The sequence below is a fragment of the Cryptosporangium japonicum genome (genome assembly GCF_039524755.1).
GTDB classification, from domain to species: domain Bacteria; phylum Actinomycetota; class Actinomycetes; order Mycobacteriales; family Cryptosporangiaceae; genus Cryptosporangium; species Cryptosporangium japonicum.
Genome location: NZ_BAAAGX010000002.1, coordinates 15,996 through 42,841 on the forward strand (window position 1 = coordinate 15,996; position 26,846 = coordinate 42,841).

At 69.4% G+C, this 26,846-nt stretch carries 30 protein-coding genes and 2 pseudogenes; 18 read left to right on the top strand and 14 right to left on the bottom strand.

Features of this window, described 5'->3' with window-relative positions:
- Window positions 1-19 precede the first annotated feature (19 nt).
- Genes ABD437_RS01210 through ABD437_RS01220 form a run of 3 tightly spaced genes read left to right on the top strand, consistent with a single transcriptional unit; the run spans window position 20 to window position 2,968 of the window.
- The gene (locus tag ABD437_RS01210; protein WP_344646829.1) at window positions 20-1,249 is read left to right on the top strand and encodes a cation:proton antiporter; all 1,230 of its coding nucleotides are present in this window, start codon (window positions 20-22) and stop codon (window positions 1,247-1,249) included.
- Window positions 1,236-1,679 carry a CBS domain-containing protein gene (locus ABD437_RS01215; RefSeq protein ID WP_344646830.1) on the top strand — a complete coding sequence of 148 codons (444 nt, stop codon included), beginning with the start codon at window positions 1,236-1,238 and terminating at the stop codon, window positions 1,677-1,679. Before ABD437_RS01210 ends, ABD437_RS01215 begins: the two co-directional genes overlap by 14 nt.
- The gene (locus ABD437_RS01220) at window positions 1,676-2,968 is read left to right on the top strand and encodes an ArsB/NhaD family transporter (RefSeq protein ID WP_344646831.1); all 1,293 of its coding nucleotides are present in this window, start codon (window positions 1,676-1,678) and stop codon (window positions 2,966-2,968) included. Before ABD437_RS01215 ends, ABD437_RS01220 begins: the two co-directional genes overlap by 4 nt.
- A gap of 3 nt (window positions 2,969-2,971) precedes the next feature.
- Here ABD437_RS01220 and ABD437_RS01225 read toward each other — a convergent pair whose 3' ends face one another.
- Both ABD437_RS01225 and ABD437_RS01230 read right to left on the bottom strand, forming a co-directional pair.
- On the bottom strand, window positions 2,972-3,340 hold the full coding sequence (locus ABD437_RS01225; RefSeq protein WP_344646832.1) for a DUF1330 domain-containing protein: 369 nt from the start codon (window positions 3,338-3,340) through the stop codon (window positions 2,972-2,974).
- A gap of 152 nt (window positions 3,341-3,492) precedes the next feature.
- Window positions 3,493-4,644, bottom strand: a complete 1,152-nt coding sequence (locus tag ABD437_RS01230; RefSeq protein WP_344646833.1) for a cellulase family glycosylhydrolase — start codon at window positions 4,642-4,644, stop codon at window positions 3,493-3,495.
- 530 nt (window positions 4,645-5,174) lie between these two features.
- On the opposite strand from ABD437_RS01230, the gene ABD437_RS01235 reads away from it, so the two are divergent.
- The gene (locus ABD437_RS01235; protein WP_344646834.1) at window positions 5,175-5,564 is read left to right on the top strand and encodes an SPW repeat domain-containing protein; all 390 of its coding nucleotides are present in this window, start codon (window positions 5,175-5,177) and stop codon (window positions 5,562-5,564) included.
- Window positions 5,565-5,806: 242 nt separating this feature from the next.
- On the opposite strand, the gene ABD437_RS01240 is transcribed toward ABD437_RS01235, so the two are convergent.
- The 3 genes from ABD437_RS01240 to ABD437_RS01250 form a co-directional block, all read right to left on the bottom strand.
- Entirely contained in the window at window positions 5,807-6,262 is a 456-nt protein-coding gene (locus tag ABD437_RS01240) for a BON domain-containing protein (RefSeq protein ID WP_344646835.1), read from the bottom strand.
- Between the two features lie 78 nt (window positions 6,263-6,340).
- The gene (locus ABD437_RS01245; RefSeq protein ID WP_344646836.1) at window positions 6,341-6,544 is read right to left on the bottom strand and encodes a hypothetical protein; all 204 of its coding nucleotides are present in this window, start codon (window positions 6,542-6,544) and stop codon (window positions 6,341-6,343) included.
- Between the two features lie 21 nt (window positions 6,545-6,565).
- The gene (locus tag ABD437_RS01250; RefSeq protein ID WP_344646837.1) at window positions 6,566-6,736 is read right to left on the bottom strand and encodes a hypothetical protein; all 171 of its coding nucleotides are present in this window, start codon (window positions 6,734-6,736) and stop codon (window positions 6,566-6,568) included.
- 255 nt (window positions 6,737-6,991) lie between these two features.
- On the opposite strand from ABD437_RS01250, the gene ABD437_RS01255 reads away from it, so the two are divergent.
- The 4 genes from ABD437_RS01255 (at window position 6,992) to ABD437_RS01270 (ending at window position 8,922) form a co-directional block, all read left to right on the top strand.
- Complete coding sequence (locus ABD437_RS01255; protein WP_344646838.1) at window positions 6,992-7,432, top strand: SPW repeat domain-containing protein; 441 nt, start codon at window positions 6,992-6,994, stop codon at window positions 7,430-7,432.
- A 26-nt stretch (window positions 7,433-7,458) separates the two neighbouring features.
- On the top strand, window positions 7,459-7,821 hold the full coding sequence (locus ABD437_RS01260; protein ID WP_344646839.1) for a nuclear transport factor 2 family protein: 363 nt from the start codon (window positions 7,459-7,461) through the stop codon (window positions 7,819-7,821).
- A gap of 223 nt (window positions 7,822-8,044) precedes the next feature.
- Window positions 8,045-8,458 carry an SPW repeat domain-containing protein gene (locus tag ABD437_RS01265; RefSeq protein ID WP_344646840.1) on the top strand — a complete coding sequence of 138 codons (414 nt, stop codon included), beginning with the start codon at window positions 8,045-8,047 and terminating at the stop codon, window positions 8,456-8,458.
- Between the two features lie 98 nt (window positions 8,459-8,556).
- A complete protein-coding gene (locus ABD437_RS01270; protein WP_344646841.1) occupies window positions 8,557-8,922 on the top strand; it encodes an STAS domain-containing protein in 366 nt (121 codons plus the stop codon).
- Here the strand turns inward: ABD437_RS01270 and ABD437_RS01275 are convergent.
- The 3 genes from ABD437_RS01275 to ABD437_RS01285 form a co-directional block, all read right to left on the bottom strand.
- Window positions 8,904-9,581, bottom strand: a complete 678-nt coding sequence (locus tag ABD437_RS01275; RefSeq protein WP_344646842.1) for a winged helix-turn-helix domain-containing protein — start codon at window positions 9,579-9,581, stop codon at window positions 8,904-8,906. The genes ABD437_RS01270 and ABD437_RS01275 overlap by 19 nt on opposite strands.
- 75 nt (window positions 9,582-9,656) lie before the next feature.
- A complete protein-coding gene (locus ABD437_RS01280; RefSeq protein WP_344646843.1) occupies window positions 9,657-10,148 on the bottom strand; it encodes a GerMN domain-containing protein in 492 nt (163 codons plus the stop codon).
- 56 nt (window positions 10,149-10,204) lie between these two features.
- Entirely contained in the window at window positions 10,205-11,593 is a 1,389-nt protein-coding gene (locus tag ABD437_RS01285; protein ID WP_344646844.1) for a HAMP domain-containing sensor histidine kinase, read from the bottom strand.
- Window positions 11,594-12,127: 534 nt separating this feature from the next.
- Between ABD437_RS01285 and ABD437_RS01290 the strand changes: the two genes are divergently transcribed.
- From ABD437_RS01290 to ABD437_RS01300, 3 genes are all read left to right on the top strand, one after another.
- Entirely contained in the window at window positions 12,128-12,634 is a 507-nt protein-coding gene (locus ABD437_RS01290; RefSeq protein WP_344646845.1) for an SPW repeat protein, read from the top strand.
- Window positions 12,635-13,002: 368 nt separating this feature from the next.
- A complete protein-coding gene (locus ABD437_RS01295) occupies window positions 13,003-13,380 on the top strand; it encodes a hypothetical protein (RefSeq protein ID WP_344646846.1) in 378 nt (125 codons plus the stop codon).
- Between the two features lie 35 nt (window positions 13,381-13,415).
- A complete protein-coding gene (locus ABD437_RS01300) occupies window positions 13,416-13,955 on the top strand; it encodes a MarR family winged helix-turn-helix transcriptional regulator (RefSeq protein WP_344646847.1) in 540 nt (179 codons plus the stop codon).
- Here ABD437_RS01300 and ABD437_RS01305 read toward each other — a convergent pair.
- The gene (locus ABD437_RS01305) at window positions 13,916-14,638 is read right to left on the bottom strand and encodes a DUF4142 domain-containing protein (RefSeq protein ID WP_344646848.1); all 723 of its coding nucleotides are present in this window, start codon (window positions 14,636-14,638) and stop codon (window positions 13,916-13,918) included. The two genes, ABD437_RS01300 and ABD437_RS01305, sit on opposite strands and share 40 nt — an antisense overlap.
- Window positions 14,639-14,902: 264 nt before the next feature.
- On the opposite strand from ABD437_RS01305, the gene ABD437_RS01310 reads away from it, so the two are divergent.
- From ABD437_RS01310 to ABD437_RS01325, 4 genes are all read left to right on the top strand, one after another.
- Window positions 14,903-15,064, top strand: a complete 162-nt coding sequence (locus ABD437_RS01310) for a hypothetical protein (protein ID WP_344646849.1) — start codon at window positions 14,903-14,905, stop codon at window positions 15,062-15,064.
- 51 nt (window positions 15,065-15,115) lie between these two features.
- A complete protein-coding gene (locus ABD437_RS01315) occupies window positions 15,116-15,802 on the top strand; it encodes a PaaI family thioesterase (RefSeq protein WP_344646850.1) in 687 nt (228 codons plus the stop codon).
- Window positions 15,803-15,811: 9 nt separating this feature from the next.
- Complete coding sequence (locus ABD437_RS01320; protein WP_344646851.1) at window positions 15,812-16,720, top strand: LLM class flavin-dependent oxidoreductase; 909 nt, start codon at window positions 15,812-15,814, stop codon at window positions 16,718-16,720.
- 407 nt (window positions 16,721-17,127) lie between these two features.
- The gene (locus ABD437_RS01325; RefSeq protein WP_344646852.1) at window positions 17,128-17,556 is read left to right on the top strand and encodes an STAS domain-containing protein; all 429 of its coding nucleotides are present in this window, start codon (window positions 17,128-17,130) and stop codon (window positions 17,554-17,556) included.
- A gap of 134 nt (window positions 17,557-17,690) precedes the next feature.
- Here ABD437_RS01325 and ABD437_RS01330 read toward each other — a convergent pair.
- Window positions 17,691-17,937 (bottom strand): annotated as a pseudogene (locus tag ABD437_RS01330) (cation efflux transmembrane domain-containing protein); the annotation flags it as partial.
- Here ABD437_RS01330 and ABD437_RS01335 point away from each other — a divergent pair.
- Window positions 17,885-18,325, top strand: a complete 441-nt coding sequence (locus ABD437_RS01335) for a hypothetical protein (protein ID WP_344646957.1) — start codon at window positions 17,885-17,887, stop codon at window positions 18,323-18,325. The pseudogene ABD437_RS01330 and the gene ABD437_RS01335 sit on opposite strands and share 53 nt — an antisense overlap.
- Window positions 18,326-18,742: 417 nt before the next feature.
- Here the strand turns inward: ABD437_RS01335 and ABD437_RS01340 are convergent, their stop codons facing one another.
- On the bottom strand, window positions 18,743-19,135 hold the full coding sequence (locus tag ABD437_RS01340; protein WP_344646853.1) for a hypothetical protein: 393 nt from the start codon (window positions 19,133-19,135) through the stop codon (window positions 18,743-18,745).
- Window positions 19,136-19,599: 464 nt separating this feature from the next.
- On the opposite strand from ABD437_RS01340, the gene ABD437_RS01345 reads away from it, so the two are divergent.
- Complete coding sequence (locus ABD437_RS01345; protein ID WP_344646854.1) at window positions 19,600-19,893, top strand: ATP-binding protein; 294 nt, start codon at window positions 19,600-19,602, stop codon at window positions 19,891-19,893.
- Between the two features lie 109 nt (window positions 19,894-20,002).
- On the opposite strand, the gene ABD437_RS01350 is transcribed toward ABD437_RS01345, so the two are convergent.
- On the bottom strand, window positions 20,003-23,005 hold the full coding sequence (locus tag ABD437_RS01350) for a hybrid sensor histidine kinase/response regulator (protein WP_344646951.1): 3,003 nt from the start codon (window positions 23,003-23,005) through the stop codon (window positions 20,003-20,005).
- 130 nt (window positions 23,006-23,135) lie between these two features.
- Window positions 23,136-23,591: pseudogene (locus ABD437_RS01355) on the bottom strand (response regulator).
- A gap of 351 nt (window positions 23,592-23,942) precedes the next feature.
- Between ABD437_RS01355 and ABD437_RS01360 the strand changes: the two are divergent.
- The gene (locus ABD437_RS01360; protein ID WP_344646855.1) at window positions 23,943-26,291 is read left to right on the top strand and encodes a PAS domain-containing protein; all 2,349 of its coding nucleotides are present in this window, start codon (window positions 23,943-23,945) and stop codon (window positions 26,289-26,291) included.
- A gap of 59 nt (window positions 26,292-26,350) precedes the next feature.
- On the opposite strand, the gene ABD437_RS01365 is transcribed toward ABD437_RS01360, so the two are convergent.
- Window positions 26,351-26,737, bottom strand: a complete 387-nt coding sequence (locus ABD437_RS01365) for a nucleotidyl transferase AbiEii/AbiGii toxin family protein (RefSeq protein WP_344646952.1) — start codon at window positions 26,735-26,737, stop codon at window positions 26,351-26,353.
- Window positions 26,738-26,846 lie beyond the last annotated feature (109 nt).

Below are 26,846 nucleotides of genomic sequence, written 5' to 3' on the forward strand. Positions count from 1 at the left end.
ACCGGGTGGGGGCCGCCCCGTGGTACTGATCGCTGTGTTCGGCGTCGCGCTGCTGATCGCGGTGCTGCTCTCCGGGCTGGCCGCCCGGTCGGTGCTCTCCACGTCGCTGCTCTTCCTGGTCGGCGGAGCCCTGGTCGGTGACGGCTTGCTGGGCCTGATCCACGTCACGCCGGACAGCGAGATCGTCGAGGTCACCGCGGACCTGGCGCTGTTCGTGGTGCTGTTCACCGACGGGATGCACGTCTCGTTCGGGCAACTGCGCAACGCCTGGCGCAACCCGGTGCGCGCCCTCGGCCTCGGTCTGCCGCTGGCCATCGTCGGCATGGCGGTACTGACGCATTTCCTCGTCGGCCTCGACTGGACCACGTCGTTCCTGGTGGGCGCGGTCCTCGCGCCGACCGACCCGGTGTTCGCGTCGGCGATCGTCGGCCGGAAGGAAGTGCCGGAGCGGCTCCGCAACTTGCTCAACGTCGAGTCCGGCCTCAACGACGGGCTGGCGCTGCCGATCGTGCTCGTCCTGATCGCCGCCGCCGGCCCGACGTCCGGCACGGCGGAGTCCTCGCTCGGAAAGATCGCGCTCGAACTGGTCGCCGGCCTCGCGCTCGGCGTCGTCCTGCCGCTGGTGATCCGGTTCCTGTCACGGTTCCGCCTGCTCGGGGCGGAGCCGAAGCTGCAGCCGCTGCTGGCCGTGGCCACCGGTGTCATCCTCTACGCGACCTGCCACCTCACCCACGCCAACCCCTACCTGGCCGCGTTCTCGGCCGGCGCGATGTTCGCCGCCCTCGCTCCCGAATCGTCGAAGGCGTTCGAACCGCTCGGCGAAGCGTTCTCCGAACTGAGCAAATTCGCGGCGCTGCTGATCTTCGGCGCGCTGCTCACCCCGGCGCTCTTCGGTGACCTGTCGGTCGGCGGTTATGTCGCGGTGGTCCTGGCGATCGTGCTGATCCGGCCGGCGTCGCTGCTGCTCTCGCTGATCGGCACTCGCATCGACCGCCGGGAACGACTGACCGCGGCCTGGTTCGGACCGAAGGGGTTCGCGTCGGTCGTCTACGGCATCCTCGTGCTGCAATCCGGCATCCCGGAGGCCGAGGCCGCCTACACGCTGATCGCGGTCTGCATCGCCTTCTCGATCGTCGCGCACAGCAGTACCGACGTGCCGATCGCGCGCATGTTCGACGTGGAGAAGCTCGTGGGGATACCTGACGACGACGAAACCCCCTCGAAGGAGGCCGACGATGCTCGCACGTGACCTGGTCCGCCCCTACCCGCTGGTGTCCGCCGACAGCGACGCGTTCACCGCCGCGAAGCTCGTCGCCGAACGCGACCTCCAGGCCGTGCTGGTCACCGAAGACGATCTGCCGGTCGCGGTCCTGTCCGCCGCCCGCCTGCTGGAACTGATCGTGCCCGCCTACATCCTCGACGACCCACGGCTGGCCGCCGTGGTCGACGAACCCCACGCCGACCGGCTCTGCGATGCGCTGGCCGGACGCCGGGTCGGCGACTGCCTGCCCGAGAAACGCAAGATGCCGCCGGTCGTCGCGCCGGACGACACCGCGCTGGAGGTCGCCACGCTCATGGTCCATGAACGCAGCCCGTTCGTCGTCGTGGCCGACGGCGAGCGGACGCTCGGGGTCATCAGCTCGTCCCACCTGCTCGACCGCCTGCTGGAGATCACGTGAGCGGCTGGCACTCCTGGGCCGCGCTCGCGGTCTTCGTCGCCGTCTACGCGCTGATCATCAGCGAACGCATACCCCGGACTGCCGCCGCGCTCGGCGGGGCCGGGCTGATGCTCGCGATCGCCGCCACCGACGACGCCGCCGCGTTCTACGACGAGTCCACCGGCATCGACTGGAACGTCATCTTCCTGCTGCTGGGCATGATGGTGATCGTCGGCGTGCTGCGCCAGACCGGTCTGTTCGAGTACCTGGCGATCTGGGCGGTGAAGCGCGCCCGCGGCCGGCCCTTCCGGGTGATGGTCATGCTCGTCGTGCTCACGGCGGTCGCCTCCGCGCTGCTCGACAACGTCACGACCGTGCTGCTCATCGCGCCGGTCACGCTCCTGGTGTGCGACCGGCTCGGCCTCCCGGCCGCGCCCTTCCTGATCGCCGAGGTCTTCGCCTCCAACGTCGGTGGCACTGCCACCCTGGTCGGTGACCCGCCGAACATCATCATCGCCAGCCGCGGGGGCCTGAGCTTCAACGACTTCCTCGTCCACCTGCTCCCGATCTCCGCCGTACTGACCGTCGTACTGATCGGGCTCTGCCGGGTCCTCTTCCGCCGCGTCTTCACGTTCGACGCCGAACGTGCCACCGAGGTGATGACGCTCGACGAGCGCGAAGCCATCCGCGACCGGCGCCTGCTCGTCCAGGGCCTCGTCGTGCTCGCGCTCGTGGTCGCCGGCTTCGTCCTGCACCCGGTGCTGCACTACGCGCCCAGCGTCGTCGCACTGTTGGGCGCCGGGCTTCTCGTCGCGATCTCGAAAGTCGAAACACCGGAGGTGCTCCGCGAGGTCGAATGGCCCACGCTCGCGTTCTTCGCCGGGCTGTTCATCATGGTCGGCGCACTCATCGAAACCGGCGTCATCGGCGAGGCCTCCCGCGCACTGGCCGACGCCATGGGCGGCTCCGACCTGGGTGCGGCGATGATCCTGCTCTTCGGCTCGGCCGTGCTGTCGGGCATCGTCGACAACATTCCGTACGTCGCCACGATGGCCCCGATCACCGCTGACCTGGTCCAGAATTCCGGCGGGAACCACGTGCTCTGGTGGGCACTCGCGCTCGGCGCCGACCTCGGCGGCAACGCCACCGCGATCGGCGCCTCCGCGAACGTCGTCGTCCTGGGCATCGCCGAACGCAACCGGCAGCCGATCTCGTTCTGGGAGTTCACCAAGTACGGCCTGATCGTCACCGCGGTCACCGTCGCGCTCAGCGCGGTCTACCTCTGGCTGCGCTACTTCGCCTTCGCCTGATCGTCAGGACGGCCAGGGGCGGGTGGGCTGCAGCACGGCCTCGGACAGCGCCTCGGTCCGGAAGTGCGTGATTTTCTGGTACTCGGGGTCGGCGACCATGGCGGTGAACGCCCTCCGACTCGGATACCGCACCAGCAGAACGGCGTCCCACTGCTGGCCGTCCTCGGCCACCAGGGCGGTGTCCCCGTCTCCGGCGTAGAGGACTTTCGCGCCGTACCGCTCGAGAAACCGGTCGCGCAGCGCCGCGGCGTATTTCGCGTACGACTCACGCCCGCCCTCGGCGTAGCGCAGCAGGTTCACCATGACCACCGGCTCGTCAGGGTCGTCGGCAAGGAAGGCCTTCAGGTCGCTGCCACGAGGATCGACTGCCATACCCGCAGCGTAGCGGGTTCCTAACGGTGTTCGGTACAGAATGCGGCGCCCGGGCAGCAGTGCCCGGGCGCCGTCCACTTCCCTGTTCCACCGTCGCCCACCTGCGCGCTCGGCGCACCGTTCGGACGCCAACCGTCAACGAACTGTCACATTCACAGCTTCTGCGTGGCTCCGAACGTCCGGCGGATCTCCGCCAGCGCCTTGAGCTGCGGCTTCGCGGTACCGTCGGGCTCGATCATGCGGAAGCCGTACTGATGGCCGTAGCTGTCCGACGGCGTCTTGTAGGCGCAATACGCCACCGCGAGCTTCACCTGCGGCCACTGGTTCCACGCCAGGTAGAACGACCGCGACAGGTACGACGCGGCGGTGGCGTCGTCCGGCACCCCGAACAGCCACACCTGGTTGCTCGGGATGCCCACGTTGGAGTGCACGCTGAACCCGAACTCGGTCCACCAGATCGGCTTCGCGCCGTCACCTTTGGCCGCCATCAGGTTGATGACCGCCGGCATATTCGTCATCCGGGCCTTGCCGGTGATGTCCGTGGACTCCGGGGCCTTGGTCTGGTTCCCCTGATACGGGTGGACGCCCATGATGTCGAAGTACCCCTTGGCGCCCAAGTCGTAGCAGTTCTTGATGAAACCGTCGTCGGTCTGCGACGGCCCGCCGAAGATCACCGGCAACGACGAACGCCCGGCCTTGATCGCGGCGTACGCGGCCTTGAGGACCGGCACGTACTTCACGGCCTGCTGGTAGGCGTCGCTGATGCCGACGAACTCCGCCAGGTTCGGCTCGTTCCACACCTCGATCGCGGCGAGCTTCGCGCCGTACGTCCGGGCGATGAACGTCAGCCACGGCTTGATCGCGTTCGGGTCGGTCGGGTACTGCTTGACCTCGCTACCGGTGCCCGGCCGCGACCACGCCGGCGACTGGTGCACGGTGAGGAAGATCTGCATCCCGCGGGCACGGACCGCGTCGATCACCGTCGCCAGGCGCTGGTGGTACCACTGGGTCGCGACCGGCGCCGCGTTCGTCGGCTGCGCCGACGACCAGCCCACGTCCGTACGGATCATCTGGACGCCGTGCGCCGCGAGCGTGTCCAGGTGCTTGGTGAACATCGTGTTCGGCGTCAGGCCGTTCCAGTACATCTCCCAGGTGCCGTGGAACTGCGCCCCCACCACCGGCGGCGCGGCATTCTTGGTGGTGCCGGCCGCGGTCGCGGCCGCCGCGGAGTCGCTCAGCAGCACCCCACCGGCGACAACGGGTACCGCTAGCGCGGCGGCCTTCAATAGCGAACGGCGGTCCACGATGTACTCCCCATGCGTCGATTACGCGTCGAGGAGTAGATCGACACCGTCGGGAGCGCGCCGGTGACCGGCTTCGTGGCGGTTCGGTTGCACGGCTCAGCCGGCAACCTGGCCGCTCCGGCTGGATGCGTCACACAGAACTCGACGAACGCAGCCGCCGGGTGCCGTACCGGCTGCCTCCCTAGTAGCGCGCGGGTGGTTCCCAGTGGATCTGCACGTCGTCAGTTGCCGGCGAGCCTTTCTCGACCTGATAGGTCCATCGGCCGAGAGCGCGTCGATCTCTCGGGAACGCGGCGCTCGAGCGGGTAGACGCCGTCGTATGACGATGCGTTGACGCTTCGCCGTCGGAGCCGCGACGAGACGCGCCGACTACGGCAGCCCGGAGATAGACCTGGAAGCGAGCGGCGACGGCCGCAGCACCCTCGTTCATCGTGGAAAGCGAGCCAGTGATGTCGACCTGGAACGACAGCTCCACCGCCCCGATCAGGCTTCCGGTCTCTTCGGGACTCGGCCGACCGACCGGTCTGGAGATGACGTGGTCCCCGCGTCATCGCCGGCGACCGACAGTGCAGGACCGGCTCGCCGTCACCGTCCTCCTGCTCCTGGCGCTCGCCGCCGCCTGGGTCGTTCTCGCCGACCAGGTACTCGGCAACGGCTCGTCCACCGCGCTGTGGAGCGACGCACTGGCCGGGGCCCTCCTCGGTGCGGCGGTGATCATCCGGCTCCTCGTTCCGCGACCGGCGGTCCTGTCGATGGGGACGGCCTGGGCGGCGGGCGTCTGGTTGGTCGCGGCACCGCTGGTCCTCGGCTACACCGACGACTCCGCCAACTGGCCGGCCGTCTGGCACGACGTGACCCTCGGCTTCGCGGTGATGATCGTGGCCACCATCGGCGCCCTCGCAGCGCGCGAACCGGGCTGAGCCGAGGACAACGACAGGGCGGATTCCACCGAGCTGTCCATCGCTGTACCGGGCTGATCGCCGTCGCGGGTGGCTGGGCTCTCGGCACTGCCTGGCTGGGCTGCACGCCGCCCGCGTTGCCGCCGACCGCCGCCGGAACGACACCCGCCAGGGTGACCCCGAGGATCCGGGACCGCCGCAGCTTCCAGGCCGTCGGGCCACTCGTGGCCGACACGTTCGGCACGCGTCCAGCACGCACCCTCCTACCGTGGGGCGTCCGTATCCCGTCGCAGCGAGCGAGCCTCGAGGAGCGACACCCCGAGCGCGCCGAACAACGCCAGGTAGACGAGCGCCAGTTGCGAGCCGACGATGCCCCCTACCAGGCTGGCGTACGCGGCGACGAACAGCAGCGCCTTCAACGAACGAACCGCCCACCGGCGGCCCGGGACGCGGAGAGCGTTGCACACGTCGCGGACCCCATCGGTCGTCGCGGCGACTTCACCGACGGCGCGCCGCAGTTCCGCGGTGCGGACCACGCCGGTGAGGATCACCACCCCGTGTTGCGTCCACGCGGTGATCGGCACCGTCCGCGTCCGGTCGTCCAGCAGCAGACGGGCCGTCACGGCGAGAGTCAGCCGCTCGTCCGGGGTCGGCTCGTGCATGCGGCTCGGACGCTCCGGGAACACCCCGTCCTCGGGAAACGGAATCGGCCAGTACATCGGCTCTCGCCTTTCCACGATCGGCTGCCACGTCCGGGATAGCCGGAACGGGCAAGAGTTTCCGGGCGGCGCAAGGCGTCAGTGCATGCGGACCAGGAGGGCGATTCCGGAGACCGCGAGTGTCACGCCGACGAGCACGAGTGCCGCTCGCACCAAGACTTGCCCGCCACGGCGACCGGCGACCACGCCGTACTGCCACTGCTCGGCCCGTACGAATCGGCCGGGCAGCAACGTCACGACCGTCCCGGCCAGCAGCAGACCGAAGCCGGCGAATGCCTGCATGGATGCCTCCTCGAACAGCCGTCACGCCGCCGCGGCGCGCGGCATCAGCGCTGAACGGCGCCGTCGTAAGACGGCGACCGGTCCGCCCCGGTGGATCAGGTCGTTGTGCAGCGTGACCAGCGTGCGGACCTCGTCGCGGCACTGGCTGACCGCGCCCGGCCGGGCACACACCGCGCAGTGGAGTTCGAACACGAATCCACCTCCGTATCGATGCCCCTGTCTGGGGTTCACGGGCTTCACCTCGACCTTCCCGCCCGGAGGCGTCGGGCTCACCCGGTGATCGGACATCGACACGGTTCCGTCTCGGAACTGTCATGTGCTCGCTCAGCCGCGCGCATGACGGGCCGATGACGGTCTTCCGGCGGACCGTTGACAGACGCTCGACTCGTCAGTCCTGCGGATACCAATTGCTGCACGACCAGGAACGAGGAGAGGGACGGTCACACCGTGGTAGCGAACACGTACGGCCGGGGATTCGAGGGCAGGGCGGAGACCACCGGCACGAGCCGGATCGGCCCGCTCGACGGGCTGGTGGCGGCCGGGTTGGTGCTCGGGGCGTTCTGGCTTGTCGTGGCGCCCAGCGTCCTGGGTTACGGCTCGGCCATTCCGGGGCTCGGCGGGATGTGGCGGTTCGGCGGCACGTGGAACGACGCCACCGTGGGCGCGCTGTTGTTCGTGCTGGTCACCGGCCGTCTCAGTTTTCCCGAGGCGGCCTCGTGGTGCCTGGCGGCCTGCGCGGTGCTGGGTGGCTGGCTGACGCTCGCACCGTTCGCGCTCGGGTACGACGCGACGTTCGCGACCAGCCACGCCCTGCGCAACGACGTCCTCATCGGCGCGGTCGTCGCAGTTCTGGGCGTCACCGGGGTGGCCGCAGCGGTCCGCCGATAGCCCCCCGTTCTTTCGAAGGGAGAGTCATGGACCAGGCCTGGAAGCTGGAGCAGCAGTACTGGCAGGACGTCGCGGCCGGCGACACGGCGGGGTTCTACGCCCGGTACCTCACCGTCGACGGGTACGTGGTGCTGTCCGACGGCGTTCTCACCCGCGACGCGCTCGTCGCGGGTCAGGAACGGCCGGGTCCACTGCGCGATGTCACGTTGTCGGAGCCGCGCATGCTGCTCCTGGAGGGACCCGGTCTGCTGGTCACCTACTCCGTCGCCGCAATCGGCGACGGAACACCCGGTTACCGCGCCCGGATCACGTCGCTCTACACCTGGCACGGGCACGAATGGGCGCTGGTCCTCCGGCAGCACACGCCGGACGGACCGCATGCCTTCTGAGATACCGCGGTCCGCCAGATGACAGATCGCCGACGATCGTCGGTCGATGCCCCGACGGAGGTCGGTTACGGCCTCGCCGCGGGATATGCCTGATTGAGGCGGAGACCGGTCGGGATGGCCGGGCGATCCGAGACGAGGAGAACCGATGTCCACCTGGAGTGGTGTCCGACGCTGGACGGTCCCCGCGCCGACCTCTGCGGACAGGCGCCGGAACGACCTGGTCATGACGTGGTCCCCGACACGACCCGCCCGGGCCGGCCGGGTGAGCACCGACGCGACGGTGGGAATGTTGGTGGTGCTGGCCGGACTCTGGATGTTCCTCGCGCCACGCTTTCTGGCCTACGAGTCGTTCACGGCCGTTTCCGGGGCCGAGCGGTGGGCGTTCCCGGGGACGTGGAGCGACAAGACGGCCGGCCTGCTGATCGCTGCGGCGATGATCACGCGGCTCGTTCTTCCCGGGCTGGCGCAGTGGTGCATGGCCGCGGTCGCAGCGGTCGGCGCCTGGCTGGTCGCGGCCCCGTTCGTCCTCTCCTACGGTTCGGTCTCGGGTACCTGGCCGGCGATCTGGAACGACGTGATCGGCGGTGTCGTGCTGCTCCTGCTCGCGGCAGCCGGCGCGCTGACCGCCAGGGAGTAGATCCGGCGCCTAGCCACCACCAGACGAGGGCACGACCGATCGATTCGCGATCGGTGGAGGAGCCGATGTCATCACGTTCGATTCCGAGGAGGAACGGTATGAGCCCGGTATCCGTCCCGGAGGTCCCCCGCACCGTCGAGTGCGTCCTGCACGGTGACCCTCTGCACGTGCGTTTGCTGGACCATCTCGACGGCGGCCGCCACAGCCATCTGGAGGCGGCGCTGGACATTCTGACCGTCGTGCCGCCGGCCGACGTCGTCGTGGACGTCTCGGCGGTGCGCTTCTTCGGTGCGAGTGAGGTCCAGTTCCTGCTGCGGCTCAGCCGGCTGGTCGAGGGGACCGGCCACACGACGGCCGTCACCGGCGCGAAGCCCGAGACGCGCCGACTCCTGGTACTGACCGGTCTCGGCCGGCTGCTTCCCGGCCCCGACGGACCGGCCGGGGATCAGACGCCGATGCGGTAGCCGTGCCCGCGGACGGTCTGCACGATCTGCGGGTCGTTCGGGTCGTGCTCGACCTTGCGGCGCAGCCGCCGGATGTGGACGTCGACCACCCGGTCGTCGCCGAAGTAGTCGTAGTTCCAGACCTTCTCCAGCAGCTGCTCGCGCGTGCAAACCGCGCCGTCGGCCTGCGCCAGTTCGCAGAGCAGCCGGAACTCGGTCTTGGTGAGATCCAGCGGCTCGCCGTCGCGGGTGACCTGGCGTTCGTCGACGGCGATTCGGATGTTGCCCGCGGTGAGCACCTGCTTGGCCGGCGCGGCGGTCGCGCGGCGCATCAACGCCCGGATCCGCGCCGAGAGTTCCTTGGCCACCAGCGGTTTGGTGACGTAGTCGTCGGCGCCGACCTCCAGGCCGGCGACCACGTCGTGGCTGTCGGCGCGCGCGGTCACGATGATGACCGGGACGTCGCTGTGCCGCCGGATCGCGCGGCAGACGTCGAACCCGTTCCCGTCGGGAAGCATCAGGTCGAGCAGCACCACGTCGGGATAGCCTTCGGCCAGCCGGGCATGGCACTCGGCGACCGTGCCCGCCTCGGTCACCTGGTAACTCTCGTCGGCCAGCGCGAGACGCAGCGCACGCCTAACCCGGCTGTCGTCCTCCACCAGCAGCACCCGACGTGTCATGTCCCTATCTGTACCAGGCGCCAAGGACCCGCGGCGGAGGCACCGCGAGGGTTCGTCACGGAGTTGTCATCTCACTCAGCGGGGCGCGACCGATCGGTAGTCCGCGCGGGTGACCGGGCGGTTCTCCAGGCGGCCGCCGTCGACCGGCACCGGCAGCGTCTTCTCGCCGACCCGCAACTCAACGCGTGGCGCGGCACCTGGTGGAGCGGTCGCCGTCCAGACCAGCTGGGCCACCGCGACGACCTGCTCGCCCGCCGGAACGTCGAGCGCACCCGGGCGCAGGCTGATCACCGTCGTGTCGTCCGACGTGGTGACCTCCGGCGACAGATCCGCGGGCAGCGCCGTGCGCAGACCCGCTTGCGTCTCCCGATCGGTCGGTCCGGACACGACCGCGGCGACGGCGTTCGCGACGGGCGCGTTGCCGCTCAGACCCCGCTCGACGGCGACCAGCCGGTCGTTCCGGGCGAAGTACACCGGCGAGGGGCGCGCCGGATCGCCGGTCGGCGGCGCCGAGGGCGTCCAGCCCGGCACCACCGAGGACGGCAGCAGTTCCGGCTCCTCGGTCACTTGCACACCGCAGCCCGCCACCAGTACCAGCATAAGACCGAGCAGAACCCTGCGACTCACTCGGTCACCGCCGGCAGCTCGACCCGGAACCGCGCTCCGCCCCCGGGACGGTCCTCCACCCGCACCGCGCCACCGTGAACGGCGACGTGCCGCTGGGCGAGCGCGAGCCCGAGCCCGGTACCGGCGACCCGGTCGCCGGCGACGCGGGCGAACCGCTCGAAGATCCGTTCGCGCATCTCGACCGGCACCCCCGGTCCGGCGTCGTCGACGTCGATCAGCACGCTGCCGTCCCCTTCGGAAACGCGCACCGCCACACACCCTTCACCGTGCAGCTCGGCGTTCTGCACCAGGTTCGCCACCACCCGCTCCAGCCGACGCTTGTCACCGGTCACGATCAGCTGCTCCGCCCCCTGGGTCACCTCGACGTCCGTACCGGCAACCGTCGGCACGGTCCGCCGGACGAGTTCTCCGATGCGGACCGGCTCGCGCGCCGGAGACGAGTCCCCCTCGACGCGGGAGATCTCCAGCAGGTCGGTGGTGAGCTGCCGGAAGCGGTCCATCTCCTCCTCCAGCAGGTCCACCGCCTCCTGCGCGGCCGGCGGTAGCACGTCGTGACGTGTGCGCAGCAGCGCCACCGCGTTGAGCATCGTCGTCAGCGGGGTGCGCAGTTCGTGGCTGACGTCACCGGCGAACCGGGCGTCGGCCTGCACCCGGCGTTGCAGCGCGCTCGCGGTCTCGTTGAACGCGGCGGCCAGATCGGCTAGTTCCGGGTCGTTCGCGTGTGGCGGCAGCCGGGTCTCCAGCCGCCCGGCCGCGATGGACCGGGCGGCCGCGGTGAGACCCTGCAGCGGCCGGAGTGCCCGGCGGCTCACCAACGCTCCAGCCATCGCCCCGATGGCCGTGGTCGCCGCCGCCGCGCCGCCCAGCGTCGCCGAGAGCGCACGATACGTCCGGTCGAGCTCGGTGAGTGGGAACACCGCGAAGTACGCACCCGCCCCCTCGGCGCCCAGGGGAACACCGACCACAAGCACCGGCGACTCCCCCACCCGGACACGTTGCCGAGCCGGGCCCCCCGCGAGAACCACGTCGCGCAGCCCGGCCGGAATGGTGCGGGGATCCGCGTCCAGCGAGCTCGCGTACCACCGGTCGCCGTAGTACAGCAGTGACTCCGCACCGATCGACGCCGGCAAGCTGTCGAGCAGCTCAGGCACCGAGGTGGACGTCGAACCGAGGCTGCGCTGCAGGATCCGTGCACCCGAGACGGCCTGCCGCAGCGTGGTCTGTTCACGCTGGGCCAGCAGGTAGCTGGAGACCAGCGACCAGGCCACGAGAGCCAGCAACGCGGACACAATCAACGCGACGAGCGCGAAGACGACCGTGATCCGCCCCCGGAGACCGAGCCCGCGCAGCCGTGGCCACCGGCCATGATGCCGCTCCGTCGCCATTCCACTCCCGGCCTCGACAGTTGCTCTTCCCCGTTCCTACCCGCTCCCCGCCGGCCAACCGCTTCGTCACGCGAGGTTTCTCCGGTGACAGCACGCTCAGCGGGGAGCGTTCCCGATCCACTGCCGTACGCCCCGGGCCACCCGAGCTCGGTCCGCAGTCCTGCCGTTCTTTCTCAGCCACTGCTCGTCCTCCCCGGGGCTTATCGGGCGGCGGCACGATCAGCTCAGGGCCCCAGAACGGCGCGTGACCGTAGTAGCCGTGTTTCTGGCGGAGTCCACCGGAGAGCCTCGGCGGCTCCCGTAGTGCAGCGTGTCCGCGTGGACCGTGCCACACCGATCCGGCCGGGATGTCATCGATCCGTCACACCGGTCGGTCACCGGGTACAGCCCGCTCGCGCTGGGCGGCAAAATGACAGAACACCGACGAACCGGTGGCGGTACCGCTACGCAGTGCATCGACTTGCCTCACGGAGGAACCCCTCACGTGTCCCGACCGGCCCGATGGCCGGTCGACCAACGAACGAGGGAGGAACCATGGCACCCGATATCACCACCACTGGGCGTGGACAGTACGAGCTACCCCTCGACCTCGACAGCCACCGCAGCGAGGCATCGGACGAATCACCACCGACGCGCCCCGACCGTCTCTATGACGCCACCTCCCGTCCGCTGGCCATGGTCACTCTGACCGGAGGGTTCTGGGTCGTCTTCTCGCCACTCGTCCTGGACTACGCGAGTTACTGGAACGGCTACACCGCAGCCGTCAACGACCTGCTGGTCGGTTTGGCGCTCATCGCGCTCGCCCTCCTTCGGCTGATCGGTCCACGATCACTCCAGTGGCTGGCCGGCGCATCGGTGCTCGCCGGCATCTGGCTGGCGCTCTCCCCGGTCGCGCTGGGATTCGGCGCCGACGCGGGCGTGCGCGCCGCGACGTGGAGCGACACGCTCAGCGGCGTCCTCATCGCCCTGGTCGCAAGCGTCGCCCTGGTGGCGCCGATCCGCTACGCGCAGGGTCGTGATGCCGGTGCCCCGACCGTCTGAGTAGAGGTCATCGTGAAGACCCGGTTCACCCATCACGACTCCGCGCAGCACGAGGTCGATCCCATCCCGAACACGACCGACGACCGGACCACCCCGGGCGCATGGCCCACTTCAGCGGCATCCGACCGGGCGTCGCGGTCTGGGTCTGGGCCGTCGTGCTCACCGCTGTAATCGCCCTGCTTTTCGCGCTTGGCGCCGCACTCGGTCTCGACCACTGACAAGGACCAGACCCAGCCGTACCGCCGGATGGAGACGACAACGACGGACGCGGCACCACGCCGGCACCCAGCCCGGGTGTCGGCGGAAGGGAGAGCGACGATGACTCGTCTTCCAGCCGGTCACCGAGCAGGGCGTTGACGGTGCTTCTCGTGGCAGTGGTGCTGATTGCCGCCGGTTGCGGCTCTCGGCCGGAGGCGCCCGACCCGACGCCGACCGGCGGCACACCGATCCGCACCATGGCTCGAACGGAGGTGGGGGCCCGGTTGGTGCTCACCGCCGGCGTCGAACGCGTCCTCGGACCCACCGCGTTCGTGGTCAGCGACGCCGACCTGCCGGACCGCGGTCTGCTCATCCTCTCGCCGTCCGTGCCGGAGGAGGTGCGACCTTCGGCCGTTGTCCATGTCGAGGGAGTAGTCGCGATCGTGCGGGTCGGCGAGTTCACCCGGTTCCCCCTGGGTGACCCCGCACGTGTGCGGCCGTATGACGGCAAGAAGGCGCTGATCGCCAATCAGATAACACTGTGGTGATCCAGTCGTTGCGCCGGTGCTGGCATGGTGAAGCGGTGAGCTCTCCCGTGGATTCGGACGCCCTCCCCTCGGCCGCACTGGTGAACGCGCTGATGGCGATGAGCCGGGTACTGGTTGATTTGACCGCGCGGACTCTCGGCGATCTACAAGTGGAGATGACGCTCCCCCAGTACCGAATTCTGGTCGTGCTCGCATCGCGCGGGGATCAGCGCACGGTGGACCTCGCCGCCGAACTCGGGGTGACACCCTCGACCGCGACCAGGAACTGCGACCGGCTCGTCCGCCGACGATTGGTCCGGCGATTCCGACGCACGGACGACCTCCGGGTCTCGTGGCTGGGCCTCACCGCCGAGGGTGAAGAGGTGATCGGCGAAACGATGCTCCGCCGTCACCGGTCACTCGCCGATCTCGTCGCACGAGCCGCCGTCGACCAGCCCGAACTCGTCGCGGGCGCACTGGACCAACTGGTCGTCGCCGCTGGGGAGGTTCCCGATCCCGGCTGGTGGCAGCGTCTGTCGGCGAGCACCGACTACGGTCAGGGCAGCACGTCCGCGGCGATGGAGTCGAACGTCTGAGCCTTCACCAGACCGGTGTCCTCCAGCACCTCCATGTGGTCGGCCACCTGCTTGTTGGCTTCGATCGCCAGGTCGCGGATCACACTGTTCTGAGTGGTCGCGCGGACCTTGGCGATCGCGACGAACACCTTTCCGTGGGAGTCCCGCAGCTGGTTGGCGAAGAACTTGTCGAACTCGGTGCCCTTGGACGTCTCCAGCGTGCGCAGCCACGACTGCTGGTCGGCGGTGGGTTTGTCGGGAATCGGCACGTTCAGCGCGGTTGCGATCTCGCGGACCATCTGATCCAGGCGGGAGTGGCCTTCCATCAGGTGCAGACCGGCTCGCTTAACCTGTTCCATCGAGCCGTTGTCCTGTGCGAAGAGGCCAGCAGGCAGCTCCCAGAGGTCCGCCTGACGCACCTTGACCAGCAATTGTTTGTCGAGCTCGCTCACCGGGCCGGAAGACGGAGCCTGACTCGCGTCGATCGGAGTCACGGCATCCGCAGGGCTGAGCGCCGAGTGACCGGTGTCGTGGCCCCCGGCCAGGTTGGCGGCGGGCTGCGCGGAGGCAGTCCCGATACCGAGATCGGCCCGGTAGACCCAGGCGGTCGCCAACGCCGCCAGCAAGATCGCGACCGCGGCGATCCCGGGCGGCCCGGCGCCTTGAAGACCCCGCCGCCGCGCGTGTGAACCCTGGTGCTGCATGGCCTCTCCTTGGTTCGTCGGCCCGCGGAGCCGGTCGCCCCGCGGTGACGGCCGCATCGCCTCGATGCCGGCCACCCGTCCCAGAGACGCGACGAACCGAGAAAGCGTTCATCCGTACATGCTTCTGTGACGGAACGATGACGATTTCCCGGCAGACCGTTGACGAGAGCTGTCCTGCGGCCTGAGTTGGGAGTAGGGGGTAGCTCCGGCGCCCGGCGACGACCGGGCTCGCCGCGACTCCGGCACGAACAAGGGATCGAATCGATGCAGCGGGCGCAGTCCGACGGTGATGTTGAGAACGGTCTCGCGCTCACAGACCAGGTCGCCTCCGCGATCACTAGCCTGGTGAACATCGCCGAGTTCGTGCCCGCGATGGCGGCCGAAGCGGCGTCCATCATTCGGCGCCTCAGCGCCTTCCTCGACTGAACGGCTTCCCTGGACGACGAACTCACCGACCTCTACAACGCCACCACCGAGTTGGGAGACGCACTGCGCGCGGCGCTGACGGCCGCGGCCACCGCGGTGGCATCGCCGGCCGAGCTGCGCAAGGCGGCGGCCGCGATCCGCGACGCGATCGAGCCGTTGACCGAGGAAGTGCGCTCCCCCGCGACGCTCTCGCCGCTGGACGACATGGGGCGCGGCATCCGCATGTTCAACCCGGTGGTCGGGCCGGGCAATGGTTTCGCGCTCCCGCTCCGCTTCGAGCCGGACGGAGACGGAGTGCTGGCCCGCGCCACGCTCGGCCCGGTCCACGAGGGGCCGCCGACTTTCGTCCATGGCGGCGTGTCCGCACTGCTCATGGACCAGATCCTGGGCCAGGGCGCGATCGTGACCGGCCGATGGGGCATGACCGCGGAGCTGACCCTTCGCTACCGCCGGCCGGTTCCCCTCCACACGCCGCTGCTGCTGACCAGCCGGATGGCGGGAGCCGCCGGTCGTCGCACCACGGTGACCGGAGCCATCACGACGGAGGCCGAACCCGAGGTCGTTCTGGTCGAGGCTATGGGCCTGTTCGTCAGTCCCTCCGAGGCCAAGACCGCGTCCTACTTCGGCACGGTCCGGACCGCATCCGGCGGGGAGACAGACGGCCGTCTGGGACACGCGCGGCAGGACGTCGACGCGGCGTCCCCGGCGCTGGCTCCGGGGCCGGCGCCGGCCGAATAGGGACGCCCCGTGCGGGTCAACCTGATGCTGAGCTTCGACCAGCGAGCGGTCGCGGCGGAGGCACGCGCGGCCGAAAAAGCCGGCTACGACGGCCTCGCCACCGGCGAGCACCTGTTCTTCCACGGCCCGCACAGCAACGGTTTCGTCACGCTGGCCGCGGCCGCCGGCGCCACCCGGCGCATCCGGCTGCTGAGCTCGCTGACCGTGCTGCCGCTCTACCCGGCCGCGCTGGCGGCGAAACTGGCCACCACCCTCGACCAAGTTTCTGGCGGCCGCTTCGACTTCGGCATCGGCGTGGGTGGTGAGTACCCACCGGAGTTCGTGGCGGCCGGCGTCGACGTGACCGAACGCGGCCCCCGCACCGACGAAGCGCTCGAGTTGCTGCAGGCGCTCTGGAAGGGCGGAGCAGTCGACTTCGACGGCCGGTTCACCCGGGTGCCCGGACTCGCGCTAGCGCCGGAGCCGGTCCAGCCGAACGGGCCACCCATCTGGCTCGGTGGCCGGCGTCCGGCAGCGGTCCGCCGCGCCGGCTGCTTCGCCGACGTCTGGCTGCCGTACATGTACACACCGGAGCAGCTCGCCAGCAGCCTCACCGAGGTCCGCGGAGTCGCGGAGGCCGCGGGCCGCAATCCGGCCCGCGTACGCGGCGCGATCTTCTGCTGGGGCGGCGTCGATGCGGACCCGGCGGTCGCCAGGCGGGAGGTCGTCGAAGGGGTCAGTACGACCTATCAGCAGGACTTCGACCGGCTGGCCGACAGGTACCTGCTGCACGGCGATCCCGAGCGCGTCATCGCCCGGATTCGTGAGTTTGCGGAAGCCGGCGCGGAGACACTGATCTTCTCGCCGGTCGGTGAGGGCTCACGCAGGCAGGAGATCGTCGACCTGTTCACCATCGAGGTTCTCCCGCGTCTTAGGTAGTGACCGCGGGACGGGCGATGAAGTCAGTACGGTCAGGAGCCGGTGCGCTCTGATTGTCCCGTTAGCCGTCGAGGTGCTCCTCGGTGAGACACGAGGCAGCCGAGCCGAAGCAGATTCACGACCGGAAACAGGTGGAACACGCTCGCCCAAGGTGAATAGGCCTCACCACCCACGTCCTCCGATACCGGCCTACTCCGCGTAGCACGTGTGTACTATCGGTCCTCGCGAGCGGTACAGGTGTGCACGGCTGGGACGTAGCCAGGCACATCGATCCAGACAAGGGTCCACACCGGTCAGAACGCGTGCCCACCCGCTGGCGAACTCCCCGCGTCGGGGCGCGGCCAGCATGGGTACGCGCATCCCCTGTCGCTGCCCACGGATACCCCGGGAAACAGAGTCACCCGCTGATGACCGACCACCTCGACCTGCCCACGCCGCCGGACGGTATCCGGCTATCGCCGGGATTCAGCTACGACCAACTCGATGCCGCGAACGGGGACCTCCTGCTCGCGGCCTACACCCGCGTCGACACCGCCACCCAACGCGCGGCCTTGCAACTGCTGGGAGACATCGACGTGCGCAGCGAGGCGTGGTTCCGCGACCGCCTCGCCGCCGCGATCAAGCAGGCCACCTCCGAGCGACAGCGCCCGGCGATTCATCTCGACCTGCACTCCATTGCGTACTTCAGCGCCGCCGCCGCCGGGATCTTCGCCGGCCTTACCGCGACCGGCACCACATTGGTCATCCACCGGCCCTCCCGCATCGCCTCCCGCGTCCTTACTCTCAGCGGCGTCCTCCCCCGGCTGCACGTCGACCCCGCCGAACCCCCCTTGTGACCGGCGAACCACCCGCCACGCGCAGAGGCTGGTTCCCCATCACCGGAAAGCGTCGGCGACGATCTCGGGTTCGGCGTGCAGACGGCACCCGATCCACCGCAGCCTCACCGCCTCTACGTCGCGCATGCCGGGGACAGCACCGCCAGGAAAGTGAACCCGTCGGTACAAGCGTGCAGTCCGTCGGCGACCATCGCCGCTGAGCCGATCTTGCGTCCGACGCGGATGCGGTAACGGGCGATCGCCTCGTTGCCGGCGAACACGATCAAACCCGCCGCCGCGACCGCGCGCGGTCAACGCATCGGCGACGTTGTGCCGGATTTCACCGAGTATGGCCACCGACCCCGACAGCACGACGACGACAGCCCGCGCAGCGCCCCGCGCGCGCGTCGCCTCGCCGCACTGCTCGCTGTTTGCGTCCTCGGCCGGGTCATCGCCGGATACCCGGTGCTGCCGTCGCCGCGCCGACGACGGCCGACCGACGCTGACCGCCAGCCCTCCGGTCGAAGGCGCGGAACTGCACGGCCTCTTACCCGAAGTATCTCCGGGCGACTACAAGGCCCGCTACGCCGCCTGGCGCACCCCCTCCGGGTTGAGGGTGACCGGGGAGCTCCCGTTTTCGGTCTTCGCACCGGCGGTCACGTACCTGCTGTTCGTCGCGCTGGCTGCAGACGCGGTGATCGCGATCATGGCGACCTCGCCCCCGCCGCTGAACCCTCGGCACCGTCTCGGCAACCGGCTCCGTCACGAGCGATGCAGGGCTACTCGCTGAAGTAGTGGAGAGCCTGCGGTCGTCGTTCACGACGACCGGCTCAGCGCCCGGGCTGATCTCCGCGGAGATCCGGGTGCCGACCACCGCGAGCACCGCACCGGCGGCCAACGCGACCCCCGAGATTCCCAGACGGGCCCGCTCGGCTCGTCACCGGGCGTCAGCACGGCGGTCAGGACGCCGAGGGGACCGACCAGCGCCCACCCGCCCGCGGTGGTGGCGGTCAGCGCACCCCGCGTGGCGATGATCGAACCCGGCACGGAGGGAAACCGGCGCTGCTTGCGGGCGACGAGATCGGACGACACGTCGTGCCCCCTCGGCCCCGGCCCGGGGCCGCAGGTCGCGGCCCTCTTCGGCCGGGACATCGACCAGGAGACCGGCCAGCTGAGCCCTCCGCGAGCGGAGAGCCGTCGGAGCTACTCAGTCGCGACCGCTTCCAGTGACAAAATCACCGTCGATTTCGTTGATCTTGACGAGAAGACCGTCCGGTGTGCGTAGCTGGAGCTGCCTTCCGAACTGCTCGTCCGAGGCGGCTCGGGCGATCTCGATGCCCCGCGAGCGAGCGACCTGCTCCACGTCTTCCAAGCGGCTCTTCGACTCGAAGTTCAACTCCACGACGCCTTCGCCCTGAGCTGGATTCGGCGGGTGTGCGAGGAGACCGATCTCGGCGCCGCCGATGCGGATCTGGACCCAGTCTCCGTCCCGGCTGCCCTGCACGAGTTCGCCACCGAGCGCCTCGAACATCGCCACGGTCGCGCCCACGTCGTTCACATGGATCATCGGTTGCAGCACCAGATCGAGCTCGTCCGCCATGTTCCGCACTGTACGTGTCCAGCGGCGAGAAATGGGGCCTCACCGCCGTGGGTGGTGAGTGACGGGGTTCCGGACGGCCGAGCCCGGAATGATTCCTCACATCCGGGATACCTCCTGGGACCGGAAGCGAGCCGAGGAGGGGCCATGGATCACGAACGCGCCATGCAGATGCGCCGGATGTTTCTGGCTTCGATGCAGCGAACCACGATCATGTGGGAGGACGTGGCGCACTCGGTGCGCGATCCATCCCTCACTGTGAGGTTCCAGGCGGAGGCGGCCCGCGCGCGGGTCATGTCCGAGCAACTACGAGCGGAGTGGGACGCCGACACCACCGCATCGGCGGCGTGCAGCCCGGGCTGCGGCCGGGCATGGCGAGACTCATGGCGTCCCTGGCCAACACTCGCCCGGCGACACCGCACACCGAAATCGGGCGGTGGGTACTGACCAGCCCCGGTGATCTGGGGATGCTCCAGGCCCGAGTGTACGAGGCGATCACAGGACGTCAGCTGCCTCCGGACGTGGGGCTGGAGGACGTGCCGGAGAAGATGGTGCTGGTCGCGTCGGAGTTGGCGACCAACGCGATCAAGCACGGGTTGCCGCCGAGCATCGTCCGGTTACTGCATACCGGTGACTCTTTCGTCTTAGACGTGGCTGACCACGACCTGAGCAACCCGCCGGAGTACGCGGTCGGACGCGCTCCCGGCGACGGCGGACTCGGGCTGCACCTGGCGCGGGAACTGGCCCTCGACGTCGATTGATACGTCGACGACGACACGAAGACCAAACACGTCTCGGCGCAGTTCCCCGACCCACCGTCGTGATGCGCCCGCTCGATCATCCGCGGGTGAGGAGCAGCCGGAGGCACGCTCAGTCTGGGTTCGCGTGGACTGTTCCTGGCTCCTCCAACGCGTCGGCCGCGTGGAGAAGATGAGGGCCTGCGAGATGCAGGTCGGTCCGGGCGGCGGTGACGAGGTGCTCCAGGCGTCCCGATCCGGGCGGAATACCTTGGAGCGCTTCCTCAAGGTCGCCCAGGGCTTGGGCGAGGTCGTCGAGGCCCAGGTTGGCCGCGGATCCTTTGAGCCGATGGGCCCCCGCCAAGGCGGCCTGATGATCGTCGGTGTGTAGGGCGTGGTCGATTTCGCTGAGCAGTTGGTCGCCGGTCGTCGTGAAGGCGCGCAGCATCCCGGCCAGGAAGTGTTGTTCCTCAGGGTCGGTGGTGGGACCGATCAAGTCCCGAATGCGCCGTTGGATCGCGTCCGGAATCTCTTCCTCACGGGCTGGATCACGGCTCTGATCAGCCGTGACGGGGTGCTCGCCGGGCACAATGCGCCCGGTCAGTCGTGAGATCACGGCGTGGAGGTCCTGGGCGCGCACGGGTTTGGGGAGATAGTCGTCCATGCCGGCGGCGCTGCAGGCGTTGCGGTCCTCGACCAGCACACTGGCGGTCATGGCGACGATGCAGGGGTGCCGCTCGGGAGGTAGTTCACTGCGGATGCGCCGGGTGGCTTCCAGCCCGTCCATCACCGGCATCTGCACATCCATGAGCACCAGGTCGTAGGGGACGCGCTGCACGGCCTGGAGCGCTTCGGCGCCGTTGGCGACGGTGTCGACGCGCTGACCGAGTTTGGCCAGCAACAACTGGGCGACTTTCTGGTTGACCGGATTGTCCTCGGCCAGCAGGATCCGCAACGCAGCCGAAGGACTCGGAACGCCGGAACGGCTGGAGGAGACGTCACGCGGTTCCGCCGGCCGCGCGAGCGCACGGCGGAGGTGGTCGCGGAGAAGCGCGGCCCGGGCGGGCTTGGACAGCATCGCGACGAACAAGGTTCGATCGGCATCGGTCGGCCGCCAGTAGATGCTGCTGAGCAGGATCAGCGGCAGACCGGCGGTCCGGGCATCGGTGCGCAGCGCGCGGGCGAGTTCCAGCCCGTCGTGTTCGGGCATCTGCAGGTCGAGGACGGCGACGTCGAACCGCTCTCCGGCGTCGACCAACGCGCGGGCGTCGGCCGCGGAGGCCGCCTCGACGCAGCGCAGGCCCCATCCGCCCAGCTGCAGGCACAGAACGCGCCGGTTGGTGGCGTTGTCGTCCACGACCAGCGCGGACGCACCGACGAGTCGGCCGTCATCGGCGTCGGTGACCGCATCATCGGGCCAGCTCGTCACGATCGCCGTTGCGACGAACGTCGAGCCGGCGCCGACCGCGCTGTCGACGGTGATGTCACCGCCCATCGCCCGGGCGAGACGCCGGCTGATCGCCAGACCGAGCCCGGTGCCGCCGTGGACGCGGGTGGTGGACGAGTCGACCTGGGCGAAGGACCGGAAGACCCGGTGCATCCGATCGGGGGGAATGCCGGGGCCAGTGTCCCGCACGGCGACCCGTAGCCGGACCCGTCCGGCCGGATCGTCGGTCAGCGGCTGCGCGGTCGTGGTCACCACCACCTCACCGCGCTCGGTGAATTTCACCGCGTTGGAGAGCAGGTTGACCAGGATCTGACGCAGCCGGGTGACGTCACCGCGCACCGTCGGGGAACAGTTCTCGACCGCCCCGACCAGCTCCAGGCCTTTCCGGTCGGCCTCCAGCGCGACCAGCGCCAGGGCGCTGTCCACGCATTCCTGCACGTCGAACGGTTCGTCGTCCAGATCGAGCTCACCGGACTCGATCTTCGAGAAGTCGAGGATGTCATTAATTGTGCTCAACAATGCCTCGCCGCTGTCGCGGACCGTCGTGACGTAGTCCCGCTGATCGGCGTCCAGATCGGTGTCCATCAGCACCCCGGTCATGCCGATCACGGCGTTGAGCGGAGTGCGGATCTCGTGACTCATGGTGGCCAGGAACGCCGCTTGTGCCGCGGCTGCGGCCACCGCGCGGTCCCGGTCCCGACGCATGCCGCGCAGCGACGACATCAAGGCATAGGACGCGATCAGCACCGCCAGCCCCGTTGCGGCGCCTACACCGTAGATGCGGTGCTCGAGGGTGGTGATGCGTGCGTCGATGAGGTGGCGGAGCACTGGTAGCAACGCTGCGCTGAGCGCGGTGGTCTGCTCGATCATGGGTTCGAGCAACGCCGCCTCGACCGCGAGCGGCCGTCCGGCGGCCGCGGTCCGCAGCACGAACTGCGCGCCCTGCCGGTGGGTGGCCACCGCCCGATCGGCGAGGCGCTGCAAGCCCCGCAGTTCCTCGCTGCCGGTTGCCGCGAACGCACGTTTCAGATTGTTCGCCAGCGAGTTCGTCAGCACCGTGGTGCGGCCGGCCATCGCTGCGATCGGCGCCAGCCCGGCTGCGCCGGTGCTCGTGCCGGAGGCGGTGTCCAACAGCACGGCGTCGATGGCGCGCAACGGCGTGTCCAGGAGCACCGGAAGCTGGTAGATCGCGGCGTTCATCACGTAGTACGTGTCCACGTCGCCGTCCAGGGCCGTGCTCGGATCCCGCACGTGCGTCATCAACGCCAGGATCCGGTCGACGGCCAGGTTGTAGTTCGCTACCGTCACCCGTCGTGAGCGCGGCTGGAGCGCTGTGCGTACCGCTGCTGCCGTCGCCCGCCATTCCGCGCGGACGCCGAGCGCTCGACCTTCGCGAGTGTCGACCTCCTCCGCTGACCGCACCAATGCGTCGATCTCCGCGGCGTCACCGCGCCCGCCGGCGGCGACGGTGTGGCGGGCCAGCGTCACGGCAGTGGCCAGCCGGCTCAACGGCACCAGATAGTCCGCGCCGGCCCGCTCGAGCCGACCGGACGTCAGACGCCCGTGTTCCACGCCCACGTAGGCCGCCGAGACCACCAGCAGCGGCAACGCCAAGGCCGCAGCGAGCAGCGTCACTTTGCCCCGCTCGGACACCCGCCATCGCCGACTACCGAACAGGCCGCCCATCATGTTCACAGCCGGGCCCCACCCCGTGCGATCAGACCTACCATCGACGCCCTGTCATCGACCACGTACCCGATGACCTGCAGAATCGGTGAGAACTACTCCCTGATCGCAGCGCGGCGGCTTTCGTCCAGGTCTAGCGGCGCGACGACGGCAGTCGCACGACGCCGAGGTAGAACGCGTCGATGTGCTGCACGGCCGCCACGAAGTCGTCGAAGTCGACCGGCTTCGATACGAACGCGTTGGCTTGCAAGTCGTAGCTGACCGCCACGTCCTCATCGACGGTTGAGGTCGACAGCACCACCACGGGAATCGACCGCAGCTCGGGATCGGCCTACACCGCGGCTAGCAGCTCGCGGCCGTTCATGCGGGGCATGTTCAAATCGAGCAGGACCAGGTTCGGTCGGGGTGTGTCCTCGGACCGGAGGAACTCGAGCGCGGCGACACCGTCAGCGGCGACGTGCAACCGATGATCCAGTTGCCGGTCCGCCAACGCCTCCTCGATCAGCAGGACGTCACCGGCGTCGTCGTCGACGATCAGGATCTCGAAGACACCGCTGTCCGAGCCGTTCGACGGCGCATCGTGGAGCACTGGTGGACGATAACCGACCGGCCGGTAGCTCCGCCCGTCGAGAGTTCGGGGAGCATCGGCACCGCTCCGCGCGCCTGCGCGTCGACCCCACCGTCCAGCCGGATAATCACCCCAAACTAACCGTACGTGCGCAGACCGACTCCTCACTACACGCGACGTCGCCTCCCAGCGGATCGACGCGCCGGTGTGGTCAGCCTTAAGCCACAGGGCTAGGGATCGCCCGTCCGTCAGGAAGGCGCGTCCGCAGTCATGTGCATCACCGAGAGTGGCCCACTGCACGACCCTGATCGGCCGGCTGCGAGCGGACGCACTCAGCACCGGCTTTCGATACCGCTGACGGGGATAGCCCGGTTGGCCGCGAAAGCGCTGCACGCGCCGATGGGGCTGGTGGTCATCGTTGGCGACGGGCACCTCGTCGAAACCTACGGGTTCCCGGAGCCGCTCACCACCGACGGGCATCCGGCCGACCTCGCTTCTCTGTTCGAAAACTCGCCCGGCACCCCGGTGACGTGCACGGACGTCCGAGCGGAATCCCAAACCCACCCGCTGGCCCACGACCACGGCGTCCGTGCGTTCGTCACCGTTGCGCTGCACGACGCCGAAGGCCGAGGGGTGGGATCGCTGACGGTCCTGGACGACCGGCCCCGCCCCTGGACCGAATCCGACCTCGCGATGCTGGCGGACATCGCTGCTCTCGTCGACCACGTGCCCGCCGCACCTCCAGTCACCTTCGCCGATCTGAACAGCCAGGAGGTGCTCGAGGCCATCTCCGAGGCGTTCGTCGCCCTGGACATCGACGCGCGGGTCACCGGCTGGAACACCGCCGCGCACGACCTGTTCGGCTACACCGCCGCCGAGGCCTACGGCCAACCGATCGATGTGCTGCTGCGTGCCCGCTACGAGGGGCAGCGGCCGGTCCCCGAGGTGATCGCCGAACTGCTGGCCCGCCCGAGCCGGATCGCCGGCGTCGTGGAGGCACGGCACCGCGACGGCCAACCCGTGCACGCGCACGCGCGCATGTCGGTGCTTCACAGTCCCCGCGGCGCGGCGGTCTGCGTCTTCCTGACCGACATCACCGCTCAGGTAGCCGCCACCAGAGCGGCCGAAGCCGCCGCTACGGCAGCCGACCTCGACGCCCGGACCCAACGAGGCTTCGCTGACACGCTGCTCGACAGCCTCGATGAAGGCGTGGTCGCCGTCGACCGCACCGGCCACGCGGTAATCGTCAACCGCGCGCTCCGCGAGATCCATCAGCTGCCGGCGAACCTGTCGCCCGATGAGGCTCACCGTGCCGGCCTGGCGCAGCTGCGTCACCTCGACGGCACCCGAATCGACCCGGCCGACAGCCGCCTCGTCCGCGCTCTCGCCGGACAGTCCACGCACGAGTTCGTCGCGCTGATCCGTCGTCACGGTCATCCCGACCGCTATCTCAGCACGGACGCGCGACCGATCGTCGGTCCGACCGGACGGCCGGTCGGTGCCGTCGCGACCATCCGGGAGATCACCGAGCAGTACCGGGCCCAGCAGTTCCGCGACTGCCAACTGGCCGTCGCCCGTGTTCTGGGTCGCCCCGGAACCCTCGCCACGCTCGGCGCCGAGGCACTCGGCCTGATCGGAGACGCTCTCGGCTGGTCCTACCTGAGCCTGCGGCTGGTCGACCGGACCACCGACACCTTGCATCGGGTGGCCGTCTGGCATCCCGCCGAGCTTCGTCTCGGTGACCTGCTGCCCGAGCGGCTGACCCGGTCGGCCCGCGAGATCCCCGTGGCGGTCTGGGCCTCCGGACAGCCGATCTGGGAACCTGACCTGGCCCGATCTCCGTACATGCAGAAATCGGAGTCCCAGGCTCGCGCTCGCACCTACGCCGACCGGGGATTGCGCGCCGTGGTTTCGGTGCCGATCCTCGACAGCGACGAAGTTCTCGGTGTCCTCACCTGCTTCGCGCCGGCCTTGCACCACGACGAGTTCCAGACCACCGGTCTGCTACTCGACTTCGCCACCCAGGCCGGCCAGTTCCTCGCCCGGCGCCGCGCGGACGAGCTCGCCGCCGAGCTCCGCCGCGCCCGAACCGACTTCACCGCGCTCATCGGCCACGACATGCGCACCCCGCTCACCACCATCGCGACCTACAACCAGCTGCTTCTCGACGACCCGACTCCCCGCACCGACACCGACCTGCAGTTGCTGCACGGCATCGACCGCAACACCACCGTGCTGCGCGAACTGGTCGACGGGCTCCTCGACATCACCGCCCTCGAATGCGACGACGACCCACTGCCGACCTACCCGGTCGACCTGACCGCGCTCATCTCCGATGCGCACGCCGAACACGACCCGGGCCGCACGCTCCGGCTGAGGCTCGAACCGGCGATCGGCGTCCACGGCGATCCGGACCGGCTCCGCCAACTCGCCGACAAACTCCTCACCCTCGCGCTCGACGGTTCCGAAATGCCGATGGTCACGCTTCGGCGGCTGGGCGACAACGCCGAACTCACCGTCGGCAGCAGACGTCGACTCACGCTGAGCGCGGACGGATTTTCCCGGGCGAACACGACCGGCACCGGCGACGCCGACACTCGCACCGGTATCGCCCTCGTCCTCGCCCGCGTGGTGGCCGAACGGCACGGAGGCACCCTCACCGTGACCGAGCAGCCCGGCGGCAGCACCTTCGTCGTGCTGCTCCCCCTTGCCGAGCGCTGATACAGCGGCACGACGACCAGATCGGCCGGGACTGTCTGACCAACGGTGAGACAGTCCCGTCAGTTGCCCAGTTCTTCGATCCATTCCGCGACTACCTGCTGAGTGCGTTCGATAGCGTCGGTATCGACGCCTGTGGCGGTCCAGTCCTCTGGATCGAATCGCCGGATGGCTCCGAGCGCATCCAGGAAGGTCGCTGGTGTGAAGCCAGCGTCCTTCTCCTCGGCGAGTCGGAGAAGACGTTCCTTGGTGAATCGGTCCAGGAGCGCAACGACGTCGATATAGTCTCGGACTTCGGCTCGACCCCAGAGGGCGAGGACTTTGTCGGCGGCGAGGTCGTCGAGGTGGAGAACAGCGCCGAGCCCGAGATCGACGGTGGGGCGGAGGCGCCCGCCGTCAGGGAAGACTTCGACTTCGCAGGACAGTCCGGTCCGTGGGTCGTGCGCGATGAAGCGGTTGGCGTGTGGGGCCGCGCCGCCGGTGTGATCTCCAGTCCGGCGGCGGCGAGCGTGTCACGCAGAGCGGCGGCCACTCGGACGGCTTCGTCGGCGTCGATCT

Excerpts from the sequence above, each read along its gene's own strand:
- ABD437_RS01240 (WP_344646835.1), bottom strand. The coding sequence starts at position 6,262 with ATGTACTGGCCGATTCCGTTTCCCGAGGACGGGGTGTTCCCGGAGCGT.
- ABD437_RS01305 (WP_344646848.1), bottom strand. The coding sequence starts at position 14,638 with ATGCAGCACCAGGGTTCACACGCGCGGCGGCGGGGTCTTCAAGGCGCC.
- ABD437_RS01350 (WP_344646951.1), bottom strand. The coding sequence starts at position 23,005 with ATGATGGGCGGCCTGTTCGGTAGTCGGCGATGGCGGGTGTCCGAGCGG.
- ABD437_RS01290 (WP_344646845.1), top strand. The coding sequence starts at position 12,128 with ATGGCACCCGATATCACCACCACTGGGCGTGGACAGTACGAGCTACCC.
- ABD437_RS01325 (WP_344646852.1), top strand. The coding sequence starts at position 17,128 with ATGACCGACCACCTCGACCTGCCCACGCCGCCGGACGGTATCCGGCTA.
- ABD437_RS01275 (WP_344646842.1), bottom strand. The coding sequence starts at position 9,581 with ATGACACGTCGGGTGCTGCTGGTGGAGGACGACAGCCGGGTTAGGCGT.
- ABD437_RS01225 (WP_344646832.1), bottom strand. The coding sequence starts at position 3,340 with ATGGCAGTCGATCCTCGTGGCAGCGACCTGAAGGCCTTCCTTGCCGAC.
- ABD437_RS01345 (WP_344646854.1), top strand. The coding sequence starts at position 19,600 with ATGCTCCAGGCCCGAGTGTACGAGGCGATCACAGGACGTCAGCTGCCT.
- ABD437_RS01235 (WP_344646834.1), top strand. The coding sequence starts at position 5,175 with ATGACGTGGTCCCCGCGTCATCGCCGGCGACCGACAGTGCAGGACCGG.
- ABD437_RS01335 (WP_344646957.1), top strand. The coding sequence starts at position 17,885 with ATGGCCACCGACCCCGACAGCACGACGACGACAGCCCGCGCAGCGCCC.
- ABD437_RS01270 (WP_344646841.1), top strand. The coding sequence starts at position 8,557 with ATGAGCCCGGTATCCGTCCCGGAGGTCCCCCGCACCGTCGAGTGCGTC.
- ABD437_RS01265 (WP_344646840.1), top strand. The coding sequence starts at position 8,045 with ATGACGTGGTCCCCGACACGACCCGCCCGGGCCGGCCGGGTGAGCACC.
- ABD437_RS01260 (WP_344646839.1), top strand. The coding sequence starts at position 7,459 with ATGGACCAGGCCTGGAAGCTGGAGCAGCAGTACTGGCAGGACGTCGCG.
- ABD437_RS01285 (WP_344646844.1), bottom strand. The coding sequence starts at position 11,593 with ATGGCGACGGAGCGGCATCATGGCCGGTGGCCACGGCTGCGCGGGCTC.
- ABD437_RS01310 (WP_344646849.1), top strand. The coding sequence starts at position 14,903 with ATGCAGCGGGCGCAGTCCGACGGTGATGTTGAGAACGGTCTCGCGCTC.
- ABD437_RS01215 (WP_344646830.1), top strand. The coding sequence starts at position 1,236 with ATGCTCGCACGTGACCTGGTCCGCCCCTACCCGCTGGTGTCCGCCGAC.
- ABD437_RS01245 (WP_344646836.1), bottom strand. The coding sequence starts at position 6,544 with ATGCAGGCATTCGCCGGCTTCGGTCTGCTGCTGGCCGGGACGGTCGTG.
- ABD437_RS01340 (WP_344646853.1), bottom strand. The coding sequence starts at position 19,135 with ATGGCGGACGAGCTCGATCTGGTGCTGCAACCGATGATCCATGTGAAC.